General features: G+C 71.8%; 13 protein-coding genes and 1 pseudogene. 5 read left to right on the top strand and 9 right to left on the bottom strand.

From position 1 onward, the window contains the following. Positions 1 to 1,526, top strand: a pseudogene (locus CCL05_RS27835) (ATP-binding protein); the annotation flags it as partial. A 70-nt stretch (positions 1,527 to 1,596) separates the two neighbouring features. On the opposite strand, the gene nucS reads toward CCL05_RS27835, so the two are convergent. Continuing rightward, on the bottom strand, positions 1,597 to 2,268 hold the full coding sequence (nucS, locus tag CCL05_RS27830) for an endonuclease NucS (RefSeq protein ID WP_010040116.1): 672 nt from the start codon (positions 2,266 to 2,268) through the stop codon (positions 1,597 to 1,599). Between the two features lie 256 nt (positions 2,269 to 2,524). Here nucS and CCL05_RS27825 point away from each other — a divergent pair, with 256 nt between their 5' ends. Beyond that, positions 2,525 to 2,917 carry an SCO5389 family protein gene (locus tag CCL05_RS27825; RefSeq protein ID WP_020276121.1) on the top strand — a complete coding sequence of 131 codons (393 nt, stop codon included), beginning with the start codon at positions 2,525 to 2,527 and terminating at the stop codon, positions 2,915 to 2,917. 84 nt (positions 2,918 to 3,001) lie between these two features. Here CCL05_RS27825 and CCL05_RS27820 read toward each other — a convergent pair whose 3' ends face one another. Further along, positions 3,002 to 4,030, bottom strand: coding sequence for an LLM class flavin-dependent oxidoreductase (locus CCL05_RS27820; RefSeq protein ID WP_086563272.1), 1,029 nt, complete (start codon positions 4,028 to 4,030; stop codon positions 3,002 to 3,004). 262 nt (positions 4,031 to 4,292) lie between these two features. Here CCL05_RS27820 and CCL05_RS27815 point away from each other — a divergent pair, with 262 nt between their 5' ends. Further along, positions 4,293 to 4,625 (top strand): hypothetical protein, encoded by a 333-nt coding sequence (locus tag CCL05_RS27815; protein ID WP_020276119.1) that lies wholly within the window; start codon positions 4,293 to 4,295, stop codon positions 4,623 to 4,625. 6 nt (positions 4,626 to 4,631) lie between these two features. Here CCL05_RS27815 and CCL05_RS27810 read toward each other — a convergent pair whose 3' ends face one another. The 7 genes from CCL05_RS27810 to mce form a co-directional block, all read right to left on the bottom strand. Continuing rightward, the gene (locus CCL05_RS27810) at positions 4,632 to 5,501 is read right to left on the bottom strand and encodes an ABC transporter permease subunit (RefSeq protein WP_086563271.1); all 870 of its coding nucleotides are present in this window, start codon (positions 5,499 to 5,501) and stop codon (positions 4,632 to 4,634) included. Beyond that, positions 5,498 to 6,823, bottom strand: a complete 1,326-nt coding sequence (locus CCL05_RS27805; RefSeq protein ID WP_086563270.1) for an ABC transporter ATP-binding protein — start codon at positions 6,821 to 6,823, stop codon at positions 5,498 to 5,500. The genes CCL05_RS27810 and CCL05_RS27805 overlap by 4 nt, the downstream gene beginning before the upstream one ends. A gap of 130 nt (positions 6,824 to 6,953) precedes the next feature. Further along, positions 6,954 to 7,724 carry an ABC transporter permease gene (locus CCL05_RS27800; protein ID WP_167409627.1) on the bottom strand — a complete coding sequence of 257 codons (771 nt, stop codon included), beginning with the start codon at positions 7,722 to 7,724 and terminating at the stop codon, positions 6,954 to 6,956. Between the two features lie 2 nt (positions 7,725 to 7,726). Further along, positions 7,727 to 8,686, bottom strand: a complete 960-nt coding sequence (locus CCL05_RS27795) for an ABC transporter ATP-binding protein (protein WP_086563268.1) — start codon at positions 8,684 to 8,686, stop codon at positions 7,727 to 7,729. Between the two features lie 85 nt (positions 8,687 to 8,771). Then, complete coding sequence (locus tag CCL05_RS27790) at positions 8,772 to 9,707, bottom strand: coiled-coil domain-containing protein (protein WP_086563267.1); 936 nt, start codon at positions 9,705 to 9,707, stop codon at positions 8,772 to 8,774. Between the two features lie 183 nt (positions 9,708 to 9,890). After that, a complete protein-coding gene (gene scy, locus CCL05_RS27785; RefSeq protein ID WP_086563265.1) occupies positions 9,891 to 13,805 on the bottom strand; it encodes a polarized growth protein Scy in 3,915 nt (1,304 codons plus the stop codon). Positions 13,806 to 14,038: 233 nt separating this feature from the next. Continuing rightward, a complete protein-coding gene (gene mce, locus CCL05_RS27780) occupies positions 14,039 to 14,479 on the bottom strand; it encodes a methylmalonyl-CoA epimerase (protein WP_086563263.1) in 441 nt (146 codons plus the stop codon). Between the two features lie 148 nt (positions 14,480 to 14,627). Between mce and CCL05_RS27775 the strand changes: the two genes are divergently transcribed. Both CCL05_RS27775 and meaB read left to right on the top strand, forming a co-directional pair. Then, positions 14,628 to 15,827, top strand: coding sequence for an acetyl-CoA C-acetyltransferase (locus CCL05_RS27775; protein ID WP_086563261.1), 1,200 nt, complete (start codon positions 14,628 to 14,630; stop codon positions 15,825 to 15,827). 68 nt (positions 15,828 to 15,895) lie between these two features. Beyond that, positions 15,896 to 16,489: methylmalonyl Co-A mutase-associated GTPase MeaB (gene meaB, locus CCL05_RS27770; protein WP_107400522.1), on the top strand; the 594-nt coding region annotated here is incomplete at its 3' end.

The following is a 16,489-nucleotide window of genomic DNA, read 5'->3' as shown; positions in this document are numbered from 1 at the left end:
CCGACGCCGCCGACGGCGACGACGTACCCCTGCCCTCGCTGGGCGAGGCCGCCGCGCCCGCGCCACTGCTCGCCTCCCGGCTGAGCGCCTCCGCGCGCGCCACCCTGCGGTTCGCCGTCGCCCTCGGCGGCGAGGTGCCGCACCAGGCGCATCTGCCCGCCCTGGTCGGCGACACCCACGCGGACGCCGCGCTCGGCGAACTGGCCTCCTGCGGGCTGGTCTCCCCGGTCGGCTCCCGCTACCGGCTCGCCGCCGGTGTCCTGACCCAGCTGGAGGCCGCCGGATACGCCGACGAGGCCGAGGCCGGCGCCCGCAGCGCCGCCCAGCACTACTCCTGGTGGGCCGGGCACCCCTCGGTCACCCCGGAGCGCGTGTGCGCCGAGGCCGACGCCCTCCTCGCCGCCCTGGCCGTGCTCGGGCCGCTCACCAGCCCGCCCGCCGAGGGCGAGGAGAGCCCGGCCGTGCACCTGGCGCGCACCGCCGCGCCCGCGTTCGCCGCCGGACTGCACTGGAGCGCCTGGGAACGCGCCCTGCACGCCGGCGCCGAGGCCGCCCGGCTCGCCGACGACGTCGCCGAACGGGCCTACTTCCACCACGAACTCGGCATCCTCGCCCTGTGCAGCGGACAGCTCGACCGGGCCCGGGCCGAACTGGAGGCCTCGATCGGCCTGCGCGGCTCCCTCTCCGACAAGCGCGGCACCGTCGCCGGCCGTCGCGCCCTCGCCCTGGTCGCCGACCGCTCGGGCACGCCGATCGGGCTCGGGCCGACCGCGGGAGAGGAGGTGCCCGACGCCCGGTACGAGGAGTCGGCGTCCCCGGCCGGTGGTGTGCCGGCGGCCTTCCCGACTCTCCAGCAGCCGCCCTCGCCGACCCTGGTCACCCGCCAGAGTTCGACCGCGCCCTCGCGCAAGGCCCGGGGCGGCCTCAAGGGCCTGGCCCGGCGCAACGTCGTGGCCGCCGGGGCCGGTGCCCTGCTCGTCGCCGTGCTCGGCACGGTGGTGACCCTCGGCGCCACGTCCGACAAGGAGGCGAACCCGCCGTCCGACCAGGTCGGCGTCAACCCCTCGGCCAGCCAGGGCGCCGACGACGGCAGCCTGGGCGCCGACCGGCCGGCGAACGACAGCAACGGCGACCCGGGCACGGTGACGAGCCGCCCGACCGACCCGGGGCCGGACGGTTCGCCGGGCACCTCGGACGATCCGACGCCGACGGACGGCCCCAGCGGTTCCCCGAGCCCCGGCGACTCCGGGTCGACGTCGAAGCCGCCGACGACGTCCAAGCCTCCTACGACGTCGAAGCCGCCGACGACCTCCAAGCCCCCTACGACGTCGAAGCCGCCGACGACCTCCAAGCCGCCCACGACGTCGAAGCCGCCGACGTCCGAGCCGCCCACTTCGCAGCCGCCGACGTCCGAGCCGCCGACCACGCAGCCGTCCACCTCCGACACGGCCAGCGGCCCGGCGCCGAGCGCTCCCACGAGCACCACCGCGAGCGCGCCGGAGAGCAGCCCGGACGCGGTGATGTGACCGCCGTACACACAGCAGGGCCGGATCCGTTCCCCGGACCCGGCCCTGTTCGTCGTGTACGTACGGTGTGTCAGAACAGCCGCAGCTTGTCGTCCTCGATGCCGCGCAGCGCGTCGTAGTCGAGGACCTGGCAGCCGATGCCGCGGTCGGTCGCGAGGACGCGGGCCTGGGGCTTGATCTCCTGCGCGGCGAAGATGCCGCGGACCGGGGCGAGATGGGGATCGCGGTTCAGCAGCTCCAGATAACGCGTCAGCTGCTCCACGCCGTCGATCTCACCGCGCCGCTTGATCTCCACCGCGACGGTCTTGCCGTCGGCGTCCCGGCACAGGATGTCGACGGGCCCGATGGCCGTCGGGTACTCGCGGCGGATGAGCGTGTAGCCGTCGCCGAGTGTCTCGATGCGGTCGGCGAGCAGCTCCTGGAGGTGCGCTTCCACGCCGTCCTTGATCAGGCCGGGATCGACGCCCAGTTCGTGCGAGGAGTCGTGGAGGACTTCCTCCATCGTGATGATGAGCTTCTCGCCCGCCTTGTTGACGACGGTCCAGACGCCCTCGTCCTCGCCGGTGCCCTCCTTCAGCGTGCAGGGCGGCGACATCCAGTTCAGGGGCTTGTAGGCCCGGTCGTCGGCGTGGATCGAGACGCTGCCGTCCGCCTTCACCAGGATCAGGCGCGGGGCCGAGGGAAGGTGGGCGGTGAGCCGCCCGGCGTAGTCCACGGAGCAGCGGGCAATGACGAGACGCATGGTCGGCAACGCTACTCGACGGGCGGGTGTCGACGCGATTCGCCCTGGAAAACACGTGTTCGGTATTGGCCGATTGTGTGCAGGGTGTGGTCATTCTGCGTGTCTCATCTGCGCATTCTCCTGGTGCGGTCACCGTCGGTTGCTTACGGTATGAACGGGAGGTCGCGATGTGTGTACGCAGCGTGTCCGGTGTCGCGAACTCCCTCATCTGTCCGGCAACCCCTGCCCGCCGGGCGGGGGTGCGAGAGGAGAACTCATGTCGCTCGACGTCTCACCGGCCCTACTCGAACAGGCCGAGCGAGGCGAGGTCGACGAAGTGGAATTCGTCGACTGCGTCCGGACCTCCCTGCCCTATGCGTGGGAGATGATCAGCTCCCTGGTGGCCCAGCTGAAGGTGGACGGCGGTGCGTTCGCCGACAACCAGACGCCTCCGCCGGACGAGCAGGCACGCGGTCAGTTGCTGCGTGCGCTTGCGAGTGACGCGATACGCGGCGCGCTGCAGCGGCACTTCGGTGTGCGACTGGCCTTCCAGAACTGCCACCGGGTGGCCGTGTTCCCGCTTGACTCCTCGGTCGACGAGACGCTGGGCCGCTTCACGTCGGTCCGCAGCCAGGTGCTCAACCAGTCACCCGAGTTCCGGGACTGCTGACGCGGCGCCACTTGCTTGCCGCTCCGTACGCGGGAGGTGCAGTTTCTGTACCGGAGCGGCAAGCCCCAGGAACCCGCCACGCCGTCAGACGAGTTGGGGGAGCACCTCGGCCCCCAGCCGCCGTACGTTCTCCTCCGTCGCCGACAGGTCCCCGGAGCCCTCGACGAGCAGGGCGAAACGGGAGATGCCGGTCCGCTCGCTGGTCGCCGCCAGCCGGTCGGCGCACAGCCGCGGGGTGCCCACCGGGTGCAGTCCGCAGAGCAGTTCGGTGTACGCCAGCGGGTCGCGCATCCGGCGCGTGCGCCCGTCGACCGTGACATGCGCCTCCAGGCCCTGCTTCAGCCAGCCCGGCATCGCCTTCAGGAGCGCCTCCGTCGCGTCGACCCGCCGGTCCGCGATCTGGCAGACGCCCGCCGACACATGGGACGCGCGGCGGATCTCCTCGGCCGGCCGGCCGCACGCCCGCGCGTGCTGCCGCCACAGGGCGACCATCTCGGCCTTCTCCTCGTCCCCCACGTGCATCCCGAGCAGCATCGACAGACCGCGCTCGGCCGCCAGCCGCACGCTCGCCGGGGATGTGCACGCCACGACGAGCTCGGGCCCCTCGGCCTCGGTCAGGGCCTCCGACGGCCGGGGAACGACCGGGACTTCACGGAAGCGGAAGCGCTCCCCGTCGGCCGCCACCGACGCGTCGCGCAACCAGCGCACCAGGACGTCCAGGGACTCCGGGAACCCCTTCTCGTACGCCTCCAGGCCCGCGCCGAACACCTCCAGATCGACCCACGGGCCGCCACGCCCGACACCGAGCGTGAAACGGCCGTCGCTCGTGTGGTGCAGCAGCGCGGCCTGTTCGCCGAGGGCCACGGGGTGGGCGGTGGGCAGCACGCTGACCGCCGTACCGACCCGGATGCGGCGGGTGCGGCCCAGCAGCAAGGCGGCCAGGGTGACGGCCGACGGGCACGTGCCGTACGGCACGAAGTGGTGCTCGGCCAGCCAGACCGTGTCGAGCCCGGCCTCCTCGGCGACCTCGGCCGAGCGGACCGCGCGGTGCAGCGCCTCTCCCTCGCCCTGACCGGGGAACTGGGCCGCCAACACGAAACTTCCAACGCGCATTGCTTTCCTGCTTCCTTGGCTCCGACACGGAGCTCCCCCACAGGGCATAACCGTCTGACACGTGCCGAGGACACGGCCGGTCGGGGGAATTTGCGGATTGTCTGCAGAATGGGCCCGTTCCGCGGGTGCCCGGGAGAGACCCCGGCGGGGGCCCGCCTCGCCCGGCGAGGGCCTTGCGGCGCCTGGTGGCGTACGTGTACCCCTGTCCGCGCCGCGTAGGCTTGAGGCACCCCGTGTCCTGTATAGCCCCGAGAGGTGTCCCGTGTCCCCGCGTCGCAACCGACCCAAGGGCGCCGCTTCGTCCGGCCGGAGCGCCGAGGACGACCGCCCCGGCCGCTACGGCGGCTGGCAGTCCTCGGAGAACTGGCAGGGCGAGAACTGGAGCGTGCGGCACGTGGCCGGCGCGAGCGCGCAGGGCAAGTCGTACCGCTGCCCCGGCTGCGACCAGTTGATCCCGGACGGGGTGCCGCACGTGGTGGCCTGGTCCGAGCACACGGGCGTCGACGACCGCCGGCACTGGCACAAGGCGTGCTGGAACGCGCGGGACCGCCGCACCCCCGGGGTGCGGCGGTCCCGTAACGCGCCGAGGTTCTGACGGGGCTCAGACGTCCCGCTTCTCCAGCAGCGCGAAGGCGGCGGCGAACGCGACGGCCGTCGCGCCGAGGATGATCCACAGCGGGTCCCAGCCGGACGGACCGGACTGGCTGAGGGACGCGGAGTAGAAGACGCTGAGCTGGTTCGGGATCGAGTACTCGAGCAGGGCGTCACGGACGGCCGACAGCGACTCCGAGAACATGAACAGCGCGATCACCAGCGGGGCGAGCACAGTGCCGATCATGATGGTGATGGCGCCCGCCGAGTGCCGGATGATCGAGCCGACGGCGAGCGAGAGCAGGCCCAGCAGCGCGATGTAGGCCGACATGCCGACCGTGGCCTTCAGCCACTCCCCGCCGGAAGGGGACTTGACGCCGTCGCCCTCCAGCATGGCCACGTGCAGGAAGGCGACGAGGGACGCGGACACCAGCGTCACCACGAACGCGACCAGGAAGAACACGATGCCCTTCGCCGCGAGCACCCGGCCCCGGCTCGGGCACGCGACCATCGTGGTGCGGACCATGCCCGTGCCGTACTCCGAGGCCGTGGTCAGCACGCCCAGCGTGATGATGCACATGCTGCCGAGCAGCAGCCCGAAGAAGCCCAGGCCGAGCGGGCTCTCGCCGGACAGGGCCGGGTCGGAGTTGGCCACCACTACACCGGTCAGCGTGCCGATGCCGATGACGAGCAGGACGAACACGCCGAGCGTCCACATCGTGGAGCGCACCGACCTGATCTTCGTCCACTCGGAGGCGATGGCATGCCCGAGGTGCGTCCGCACGACCGGGATCGGCGAGGTGTAACCGGAGTACGAAGAACCGGACGCCGCCTCCCAGGTGGGCGCGGCCGGCGGCATCGGAGGCTGGGGGCTGCTCATCGGGGATCCTCGGGCTTGGTCAGGTCGGAGGTCGGGGCGGGCGCGGGCGCGGCGGCCGCCTGCGGAGCCGGCGCGGCGGGCGCTGCCGGAGGCTGGGGCGCCTGGCCCGCGGGCGGCTGCGGCGCCTGACCCGTCGGCTGGGCGTACGGGTTGGGCGTTCCCGCGCCCGACGCGCCGGGCGCGCCCGGGGGCATCGGCGCGGTCACGGGCGCTGCCGGAGCCCCAGGTGCGCCGTACGGGCCCGCCGGCGCCTGGCCGGGCGCCCCCTGCGGCGGCATCGTGAAGGGGTGTCCGCCCTGCTGGGGCGGCGGCGGGGCGTACCAGCCGGGCTGGCCCTGGCCGGGCACCGGCATCGGCGGCTGCGCCCCGGGCGGCAGCGGCTGCTGGAGGCCTTCCTTCTGGTCGATGGTCGAGCGGTAGTCGACGGCGCCCTGCGTCATCCGCATGTACGCCTCCTCCAGCGAGGCCTGGTGCGGCGACAGTTCCCACAGCCGGACGTCGTGGTCGTGCGCGATGTCGCTGATGCGGGGGAGCGGCAGTCCGGTCACGCGCAGCGCGCCGTCCTGCTCGGGCAGCACGTGCCCGCCCGACTCGGTGAGCGCGGCCGACAGCTTCTCGCGCTGCTGCGGCTCGGTGTCCGGCGTACGGACCCGTGCGAAGTCCGCCGAGTTCGCGGAGATGAACGCCGTCACGCTCATGTCGGCCAGGAGCTGCCCGCGCCCGATGACGATGAGATGGTCGGCGGTCAGCGCCATCTCGCTCATCAGATGGGAGGAGACGAAGACCGTACGGCCCTCCGCCGCGAGCGCCTTCATCAGGTTGCGCACCCAGAGGATGCCCTCGGGGTCGAGGCCGTTGACCGGCTCGTCGAAGAGGAGCACCTGCGGGTCGCCGAGCAGCGCGGCGGCGATGCCCAGCCGCTGTCCCATGCCGAGGGAGAAGCCCTTGGACCGCTTCTTGGCCACGTCCTGGAGGCCGACGACCCCGAGCACCTCGTCCACCCGTCTGGCCGGGATGCCCGACAGCTGGGCCAGGCACAGCAGGTGGTTGCGGGCGGCCCGGCCGCCGTGCACGGCCTTGGCGTCCAGCAGGGCACCGACCTGGCGGGGGGCGTTGGGCAGCTTGCGATACGGGTAGCCGCCGATCGTCACGTGCCCGGCCGTCGGGTTGTCCAGGCCGAGGATCATCCGCATCGTCGTCGACTTGCCTGAGCCGTTCGGTCCGAGGAAGCCCGTGACGGCCCCCGGCCGCACCTGGAAGGAAAGGTTGTACACAGCGGTCTTGTCGCCGTAGCGCTTCGTCAGGCCGACTGCTTCGATCATGCTCCGCACCCATCGCAAGGTTCAGGACAGCGGGGCACACGCCCCCGTAAGGGTTAGGAGGATATCGAGGCGCTGACGGTTCCGCCCAAAGGAAAGTAAAGAGTGGAGCGCGACGCGCCCCGGCAGCCCCTCAGGCGTCGCGCTTCTTCAACAGCACGTACCCGCCGACCAGCGCCGCGAGCACCCACAACCCCATGATCCCCAGCCCGCCCCACGGCCCGTACGGGACGTCGTCGTCGACGGGCGTGACCACCTGCATGATCCGGCTGCCGGCCTGGTCGGGCAGGAACCGGCCGACCTTCTTCGTCGCGTCGACATTGCCCAGGATGTTGGAGATCAGGAAGAAGAACGGCATGAGGATGCCCAGGGACAGCATCGGCGAGCGCAGCATCGCGGCGACGCCCATCGAGAACATCGCGATGAGGGCCATGTAGAGGCCCCCGCCGAACACCGCCCGCAGCACCCCCGGGTCGCCGATCTCCGCCCGGTGCTCGCCGAGCATCGCCTGCCCCAGGAAGAAGGCGGCGAAGCTGGTGACGAGACCGACCAGGAGAGCGAGACCGGTGGCCACCGCGATCTTGCTGAACAGGAAGGAGCCGCGCTGCGGCACCGCGGCCAGCGAGGTGCGGATCATGCCGGTGCTGTACTCGTTCGACACCACCAGCACCCCGAACACGATCATCGCGAGCTGCCCGAGGCTCATCCCCGCGAAACTGATGAACGTCGGGTCGAACTCCCCCCGCTCCCGCGCGCCCATGGAGTCGAACTCGTTCTTGGACAGGGCCGAGATCAGCATGCCGAGGGCGACCGTCACGACCACCACCAGCGAGAGGGTCCACACCGTGGACGCCACCGACCGGATCTTCGTCCACTCCGACCGTACGACCTGAGTCGTCGCCATGCTCAGCCCCTCTTCCAGCCGTCGCCCCACTGCTGCCCTGGGGGCGGGGGGCTCGTCTCGCTGTGTGCGTGGTACTCCACCGACTCCGCGGTCAGCTGCATGAAGGCCTCTTCCAGCGAGGCCTGTTGCGGGCTCAGCTCATGCAGCGTCACCCCGTGTTGCGCCGCCAGCTCACCGACGTGCTCGGCCTTGCCGCCGTCCACCTCCAGCACCCCGTCGCCGCTCTCGACGGCCACGATCCCGGCCTGGTGCAGCACGTCGAGCAGCCGCTCCCGCTGCGGACTGCGGACCCGGACGTACGACCGGGAGTTGCGCGCGATGAAGTCGGCCATCGAGGTGTCCGCGAGCAGCCGGCCCTGCCCGATGACGACGAGGTGATCGGCTGTCAGCGCCATCTCGCTCATCAGATGGGAGGAGACGAACACGGTCCGGCCCTGCGCCGCCAGGGACTTCATCAGGGTGCGGATCCAGTGGATGCCCTCGGGGTCGAGGCCGTTGACCGGCTCGTCGAACATCAGGATCCGCGGATCGCCGAGCAGCGCGGCCGCGATGCCGAGCCGCTGCCCCATGCCCATCGAGAAGCCCTTGGTCTTCTTCTTCGCGACCGACGTCAGCCCGACCGTCTCCAGCACCTCCCGCACCCGGCTGCGCGGAATGCCGTTGCTCTGCGCGAGGCAGAGCAGGTGGTTGTAGGCGCTGCGCCCGCCGTGCCAGGCCTTGGCCTCCAGCAGGGCGCCGATGTACGTCAGCGGATCCTTGAGCTGCTGGTAGTGCTTGCCGTCGATACGGACGTCGCCGGCGGTCGGGTGGTCGAGCCCCAGGATCATCCGCATGGTCGTGGACTTGCCCGCGCCGTTGGGCCCGAGGAAGCCGGTGACGATGCCTGGTCTGACGGTGAAGGACAGGTTGTTGACCGCCACCTTCTCGCCGTACCGCTTGGTCAGCCCCTCGAGCTCAATCATGCCGCCACGCTAGAACGGGACAAAGCCCTCTGCCACCCGAGCGGCAGAGGGCTTTGCGGAGATTCAGACTCCGTATGCCGGGTCGTTACCGGGACTGCTGGGCCGGGACCCCGCGGGAGATCGGCTCGTCCTCGGCCGGCGTACCGGCGGCGGCCACCGCGGCACCCGTGAGCGTGGCGAGCATCTCGCGGACGTTCGTCAGCTGCGCGTTGATGCTGTCGCGGCGGTTGGTGAGGGCCGCGAGCTCCCGCTCGGATTCCGAACGGATACGGTCGGCCTTGGCGTTCGCGTCGGCCACGATGTCCTCGGCCTGGCGCTGGGCCGTCTCCACCGTCTGGCGGGCGCGGCGCTCGGCGTCCGTGCGCAGCTTCTCCGCCTCCAGGCGGAGCTGCTCGGCGCGGTGCTCGATCTCGGCCAGGCGCTTCTCGGCCTTGGCTTGACGGGACGCCAGGTCGCGCTCGGACTGCTCGCGGCGCTTGGCGAGGTTCGTCTCGAAATCGGCGGCGGCCTGAGCGGCCTTGGCGCGGGTCTCCTCGAAGAGGGCGTCCGCCTCCTCGCGCTTGGACTGCGCGTCCTTCTGCGCCTCGGAACGCAGCTGAGCGGCGTCACTCTTGGCCTTCTCGACGATCCGCAGGCCCTCGTCCTCGGCCTTCGCCTTGCGCTCCGCCGAGTACGACTCGGCGTCGTTGCGCACCTGCTGGGCCGCCGACTCGGCGAGCTCGCGGTGCTGCTCGGCGGCGCGCCGGGCCTCCTCGCGCAGGTCCTTCGCCTCTTCCTCGGCGAGGCGGAGGATCTTCTCCACGCGCGCGCCGAGACCCGCGTACGACGGCTCGGCGTCGCTGACCTGGGCCTGGGCGTTCTGCGTCTCGAGGTGGAGCTCTTCGATGCGCTTTTCCAGAGCGGTGATGCGGGCGAGAGCGCTGTCACGGTCGGAGACGAGCTTGGAGATACGTTCGTCCACCTGAGCGCGGTCGTATCCACGCCGCACAAGCTCGAAGCCGTAGGGGGAAGTGTCGCTCATGGGGTTCCTGTCGAATGAGACCGGTGAGGTGATAGGTCGAATCCTAGGGGCCGAAACGGTGTGTCATCGAGCGGATGCGCGTTTGGTCTGCAAAATGAGACCCCTTTTGAGTGGCTGACCCCGGGACCGCTTGCCAAAGACCTGGCCAAAGGCTCCAGCACACACCGGTTTCGCCCCGGTTCGCTAGCTATCCGAGGACTTGCCACCCGAACGGGGTGCGCCGACTGTTGCGCCTGCCTTGACTCCGTTGTCCTTGGCCGGGGACGGGGCCTCGAAGGATTCCAACGCCTCCAGGACGTCCTGGACACGGGAGATCTCGGCGTTGATGTCCTCGCGGCGGCGGACCAGGACCTCCAGCTCGCGCTTGCCCTCCTCGACCGTGCGCTTGGCCTCGCGGATCGCCTCGGCCTTGAGCTCCTCGGCCTCCCGGACCAGCGTGGCCTTCTTCTGCTCGGCCTCCTTGAGCAGTCCCTCGGCCTTCTTCACCGCGGCGATACGGACCTTGCCCGCCTCGGAGTTGGCCTCCGAGACGATCTCCTTCGCCTTCGCCTGCGCCTTCGCGAGCTGCTCCTCCGCGGCCTTGACGAGCGCGTCGCAGCGGTCGCCCGCCGACTTCATCGTCTCGGCCGACTCCCGGCGGGCCCGCTCGTGCAGCTCCTCGATCTCCGCCGTGATGCGGTCGCGCAGCTCCTCGGCACGCTCCCGGATCTGCGTGGCGTCCCGGCGCGCGCCGACCAGCAGCTCGTCCGCGTCCGTACGGGCCTTCTCCACCAGGGAGTTGCCCTCGACCGTCGCCTCGGACACGAGCCGGTCGGCCTCCTTGCGGGCCGCGCCCACCATCGTGTCGGCCTGCGACTCGGCCTCCGCGGTGGTCTTGTGCGCCTGCTGCTGCGCCTCGGTGAGCAGCTTGTCGGCCTCCGCCGTGGTCTCCGTGATGAGCTTGTCGACCTGCTCGGCCGCCTCGGAGCGCCGCTTGTTGGCGTCCTTGCGGGCCGCGTCCAGCGTCCGGTCGGCCTCCTCGCGCGCGGAGTTGACGAGCCGTTCGGCCTCCGCCTCGGCGTCCGCCTTGACGCGCTCGGCCTCGCCGCGGACCCGCTCGGCGTGCTGCTGCGCCGAGCCGACCGTCTCCGCGGCCTCGGCCCGCAGCCGCTCCGCCTCGTCCGTGGCCTCCCCGACCAGCTGGTCGGCCTTGGCGACCGACTCGGCCCGCACCCGCTCCGCCTCGGAGACGGCTTCCGTACGGACCCGCTCGGCCTCGGCGACCGTCTCCATCCGCAGCCGGTCGGTCTCCTGGACCGTCTCGGTCGTGAGCCGCTCCGCCTCGTGACGCGCCTCGGTGATGAGGGTGTCCGCCTGCGTCGCCGCGTCCGAGCGGATGCGGTTGGCGTCCTCGCGGGCGTCCGCCCGGGTGCGCGAGGCGCTCTGCTCGGCCTCCGCGATGGCGTCCGACGCCTCCGTGCGCACCCGCTGGGCGTGCTCGGCGACGTCCGCGCGGATCCGCTCCGCCTCCGCGATCGCCTCGGACATCGTCCGCTCGGCGAGCGCCTTGGCGGCCTCGGACTCCTCGTGCGCCTCGCGCCGCAGCCGGCCGGCGTCCTCGCTGGCCCGCTCCCGCTCGGCATAGGCGTCGGAGCGGACCCGGTCCGCCTCCTCCTGCGCCTCCCGCCGCGTACGGTCCGCCGCGTGCTCGGCGGCGCTGCGCAGCCCGGCGATCTCCTCCTGCGCCTGCTCGTGGAGCCCCGCGACGGAGTCCCGGACCTGCTGCGCGTGCTGCTCGGCCGCCGACACCATCTCCGTGGCACGCCGGTCGGCCTCCTCGACCAGCCGGACGGCCTCGGTCTGCGCCTCCTCCACGCGCTTGCGCGCGGAAGCCAGCAGCTCCTCGCTCTGCTCGCGGGCCCGCTCGCGCTCCTGGTCGGCCTCCTGCCGGGCGCTGCCGAGGAGTTCCTCGGCCTCGCGGCGGCGCCGGTTGGCCTCCTCCTGGGCGGCGGCCAGCGTCTCGGACGCCTCCGCGGCCAGCCGCTCGGCGGCGGCCTGGGCCTCCGCGCGCACCCGGTCGGCGCTCTCCTGCGCCTCCGACTTCAGCCGCTCGGCCTCGCTCGCGGCCTCCGACCGCAGGCGTACGGCGACGGCCTCGCCCTCGGCGCGGGCGGCCGACGCGTCGGACGCGGCCTCGTCGCGCAGCCGCTCGGCCTCCGCCTCGGCCTGCTGCTGGAGCGTACGGATCCGCTCGGCGGCCTCGGCACGCAGCCGCTCGTTCTCCTCGGCGGCCTCGCGGCGGATCCGCGCGGCCTCCTCATGGGCGTCGGACAGCGCCTGCTCGGCCGCCGCCAGCCGCTCCTCCGCCTCCGTCTGGAGCCGCGCCAGCTCCTGGGCGGCCTCCGCGCGGCGGGACTCTATGGCCCGCTCGGTCTCCTCGTGCAGGTCCCGCGCCGCGCGCTCGGCGTCCGCCCTGAGGGCCTCGGCCTGCTCGACGACCTCCTCGCGGTGCCGCTCGGCCTCCTGCCGGGTGCGCTGAAGGGTCTCCTCGGCCTGCCGGCGCAGGGTCGTCGCCCGCTCGATGGCCTCGGTGCGGACCTTCTCGCTGTCCGTCTGGGCCGTCGTGCGCAGCTCGTCCGCGTCCGCCTTCGCCTTGGCGAGCAGCTCCTCGGCGGACCTCGCCGCCTCCTCGATCTGCGCCACGGCCTCCTTGCGGGCCTCGGCGCGGATCTTCTCGCCCTCTTCGACCGCGTCCGACCGCAGCTGCTCGGCCTCGCCGCGCAGCCGGCGGGCCTCCTCCTGCAGCTCGACCGTCTTGGCGCGGTACTCCTTGGTGTCGTCCTTCGCCGCGCCCTTGAGCTGCTCGGCGATGTCATGCGCCTCGGCGCGCAGCCGGTCCGCCTCGGCCTCGGCCTCGCGGCGGATCCGCTCGGCCTCCTCGGACGCGGCCTTGGTGGTCTTCTTGGCGTCCTCCGAGGCCTTGGTGAGGACCTCCTCGGCCGTCCGCGCCGCCTTGGACAGCTGGGTCGCGGTCTCCTCGGCCGTGAGCGTGCGGGCCTTCTCGGAGGCCTCCGCGACGATCTTCTCCGCCTCGGCGCGGGCGTCCGCGACGATCTGCTCGGCCTCGGACTTGGTGTTCTCGGCCTCCTTCGTGGCCTCCTCGACCAGCCGGGCGACCTGTTCCTTGGCGGTGCGCGTACGCGTCTCGTTCGCGGACTCCGCGCTCGCCAGGGCCTTGGCGGCGGCCTCCTTGGCCTCCGCGACCAGCTTCTCCGACTCGGCCTGCGCCTTGCGCAGCGCCTCCTCGGCCTCCGCCATCCGCTGCTCGGCGGCCTTGCTCAGCTCCTGTGCCTGGCGGCGCGCGGACTCCGACTCACTGGCCGTGGACGTCCGCAGCTGCTCGGCGTGGTCGGTGGCCTCCTGGGCCTGGGTGGAGGCGGCGTTGAGCAGCCGCTCGGCGTCCGTGCGGGCACGCCGCAGGATCTGCTCGGCCTCGGCCCGGGCCTCCTCGGCGGCGCTGGTGAGCCGCTGCCGGGCCTCGGTCGTCAGCCGCTCGGCCTCCGAACGGGCGGTGGCCAGGGCCTGCTCGGCCTCGGCGCGGGACTCGTCCAGCAGCCGGCGGGCCTGCTGCTCGGTGCGGGCCCGCAGCTGCTCGGCCCACGCCACGTTCTCGTTGACGTGCGACTCGACCGTCTGGCGGCGCTCGGCCAGCTCCTGGTCCAGCTGCTGGCGCCGGGTCACCGCCTCCTGGTGCAGCTCCGCCTGGAGCCGGGCCGCCTGCTCGGCGTGCTCCTGGAGGATCCGCTGGGTCTGGGCCCGGGCCTCGCTCAGCTCGCGGTCGGCGTCCGCGCGGATCTGGTCGGCCTGCATCTGCGCGTTGCGCAGCAACTGCTCGGCCTGCCAGCCGATGTCGCCGCCGTCGAAGGAGGGCCGGGACATGATGGTGCGCCGCGCCTCGTGCAGCTTGGCGCGCAGCACCTCGACCTGGTAGCCGAGGTCCTCGGCGTGCTGGATCGCCTTTTCCCGCTCGGTCTTCAGCCGCTTCATCTCGGCTTCGAACCGAGAGAGGTGGTCGACGTCAGCCGCCGGCTCTCGCTCCTGGCTCTCGTAGCCCCGCACTGCGCGGTCCCATCCGTCCCCTGGTCGCAACTCTTTCCGAACGAGCTCCGTCCATACGCCGAACGGGGCCCCCGGGGAATGGTGTCAGATCATCGGCGGAGCACGGGCTGCTGCCCCGACGCTCTTCCCCCGAAACCCGGACCCCGGTGGTCCTGCCGTCGCACGGCGGGACCGCGGTCACCCTGGACTGAGCGGCGACCGCCCCCAACCCTACCGGCCCCTATGTACGAGCATCAGTGCTCAGGTGACTCAACGGGCGCCGAAGTGACCAGTTCTGTCAGTACGCCATGGCAGTCCTTGGGGTGCAGGAAGGTGATCCGTGACCCCATGGAACCGCGTCGCGGCTCTTCGTACAGCACGCGAACGCCCTTGTCCTTGATGTCCGCGGCGTCGGCGTCCACGTCCGCCGTACCGAAAGCGATGTGGTGGACGCCCTCCCCGTTCTTCGCGAGCCACTTCGCGACGGTGGAGTCCTCGCGGGTGGGCTCCAGGAGCTGGAGGTACGAGGCGCCGCCGTCGGACGTATCGTTGATCTTGAGCATGGCCTCGCGCACGCCCTGCTCCTCGTTGACCTCGGAGTGGAACACCTCGAAGCCGTACGTGGCACGGTAGAACTCGACGGTCTTGTCGAGGTCGAAACAGGCGATCCCGATGTGGTCGATTCGCGTCAGCATGGATTCAGTGGAGCGCTCCGGAGGTGGTTACGCAACGTGCGCGCGATCACACCGACAGCCCGATGACGGGGCGGACTACCGGTCAGTACATTCGAAGTAAACCCTCGTTCACTCCTCGGCTGTGCAGCCGGTAAGGGGATCGCAGCTCATGTCTTCTGCTACGACCAGCTCGGTGATCGTCTCGGGGGCGCGTACGCCCATGGGGCGGTTGCTCGGTTCGCTGAAGTCCTTCTCCGGAGCCGACCTCGGCGGCTTCGCGATCAAGGCCGCCCTCGACCGTGCGGGGATCGGCGGCGACCAGGTGCAGTACGTGATCATGGGTCAGGTGCTCCAGGCCGGGGCGGGGCAGATCCCGGCGCGTCAGGCCGCGGTCAAGGCCGGCATCCCGATGAGCGTGCCGGCGCTGACCATCAACAAGGTGTGTCTGTCCGGCCTCGACGCCATCGCGCTCGCCGACCAGCTGATCCGTGCGGGTGAGTTCGACGTGGTCGTCGCCGGCGGCCAGGAGTCCATGACCAACGCCCCGCACCTGCTGCCCAAGTCCCGCGAGGGCTTCAAGTACGGCGCCGTCCAGATGCTCGACGCCATGGCGTACGACGGGCTGACCGACTCCTTCGAAGGCGTCGCCATGGGCGAGTCGACGGAGAAGCACAACACGCGCCTGGGCATCGGGCGGGCCGAGCAGGACGAGATCGCCGCGCTGTCCCACCAGCGGGCCGCCGCCGCGCAGAAGAACGGGCTGTTCGAGGCCGAGATCACGCCCGTCGAGATCCCGCAGCGCAAGGGCGACCCGGTGCTGTTCAGCAAGGACGAGGGGATCCGGGGCGACACGACCGCGGAGTCCCTCGGGAAGCTGCGCCCCGCCTTCTCCAAGGACGGCACGATCACGGCCGGTTCGTCGTCGCAGATCTCCGACGGCGCGGCGGCTGTCGTGGTGATGAGCAAGGCGAAGGCGCAGGAGCTCGGTCTGGAGTGGATCGCCGAGATCGGGGCGCACGGGAACGTGGCCGGGCCGGACAACTCGCTCCAGTCCCAGCCGTCCAACGCGATCCAGCACGCGTTGAAGAAGGAGGGGCTGGGCGTCGAGGACCTCGACCTCATCGAGATCAACGAGGCGTTCGCGGCGGTGGCCGTGCAGTCGATGAAGGACCTCGGGGTGTCCACCGAAAAGGTGAATGTCAACGGTGGTGCCATTGCCCTGGGTCACCCGATCGGGATGTCCGGTGCGCGGCTCGTGCTGCACCTCGCGCTGGAGCTGAAGCGGCGTGGCGGTGGCGTGGGCGCGGCCGCGCTGTGCGGTGGCGGTGGGCAGGGTGACGCGCTGATCGTGCGCGTGCCCAAGGCCTGAGTATCGGTACGCGTATCGGTACGTCCCTCGTCCCTCATCGGTACGTCCCTTACCCGAACGGAGCTGTGATGCAGGACGTCTCCACCCTGGTGGCCCAGGCGAGGGAAAGCCGGCCGCGGGCCGTGGCCCGGCTGATCTCCCTGGTGGAGGGGGCGTCCCCGCAGCTGCGGGAGGTCATGGCGGCGCTCGCGCCGTTGGCGGGCAAGGCGTACGTGGTCGGGCTGACCGGGTCGCCGGGGGTCGGCAAGTCCACGTCGACGTCGGCGCTGGTGACCGCGTACCGCAAGCAGGGCAAGCGGGTCGGCGTGCTCGCCGTCGACCCGTCGTCCCCGTTCTCCGGGGGTGCGCTGCTCGGGGACCGGGTGCGGATGTCCGAGCACGCGTCGGACCCGGGCGTGTACATCCGCTCGATGGCGACGCGCGGGCATCTGGGCGGGCTGGCGTGGGCCGCGCCTCAGGCCATCCGGGTGCTGGACGCGGCGGGGTGTGACGTGATCCTCGTCGAGACGGTGGGGGTGGGGCAGTCCGAGGTGGAGATCGCCTCCCAGGCGGACACGTCCGTGGTGCTGCTGGCGCCGGGGATGGGGGACGGGATCCAGGCGGCCAAGGCCGGGATCCTGGAGATCGGTGACGTGTACGTCGTGAACAAGGCCGACCGGGAC

This window comes from Streptomyces africanus, assembly GCF_002150735.1.
Taxonomy (GTDB): Bacteria; Actinomycetota; Actinomycetes; order Streptomycetales; family Streptomycetaceae; genus Streptomyces; species Streptomyces africanus.
The sequence above is the reverse complement of the archived record's forward strand: the minus strand, read 5'-3'. Positions and strand labels throughout refer to the sequence as shown.

Coding starts and splice junctions, on each gene's coding strand:
- CCL05_RS27810 (WP_086563271.1), bottom strand. CDS start 5,501: ATGAGCAGCCCCCAGCCTCCGATGCCGCCGGCCGCGCCCACCTGGGAG.
- CCL05_RS27800 (WP_167409627.1), bottom strand. CDS start 7,724: ATGGCGACGACTCAGGTCGTACGGTCGGAGTGGACGAAGATCCGGTCG.
- mce (WP_086563263.1), bottom strand. CDS start 14,479: ATGCTGACGCGAATCGACCACATCGGGATCGCCTGTTTCGACCTCGAC.
- CCL05_RS27825 (WP_020276121.1), top strand. CDS start 2,525: ATGTCGCTCGACGTCTCACCGGCCCTACTCGAACAGGCCGAGCGAGGC.
- CCL05_RS27795 (WP_086563268.1), bottom strand. CDS start 8,686: ATGATTGAGCTCGAGGGGCTGACCAAGCGGTACGGCGAGAAGGTGGCG.
- CCL05_RS27775 (WP_086563261.1), top strand. CDS start 14,628: ATGTCTTCTGCTACGACCAGCTCGGTGATCGTCTCGGGGGCGCGTACG.
- CCL05_RS27790 (WP_086563267.1), bottom strand. CDS start 9,707: ATGAGCGACACTTCCCCCTACGGCTTCGAGCTTGTGCGGCGTGGATAC.
- CCL05_RS27820 (WP_086563272.1), bottom strand. CDS start 4,030: ATGCGCGTTGGAAGTTTCGTGTTGGCGGCCCAGTTCCCCGGTCAGGGC.
- CCL05_RS27805 (WP_086563270.1), bottom strand. CDS start 6,823: ATGATCGAAGCAGTCGGCCTGACGAAGCGCTACGGCGACAAGACCGCT.
- nucS (WP_010040116.1), bottom strand. CDS start 2,268: ATGCGTCTCGTCATTGCCCGCTGCTCCGTGGACTACGCCGGGCGGCTC.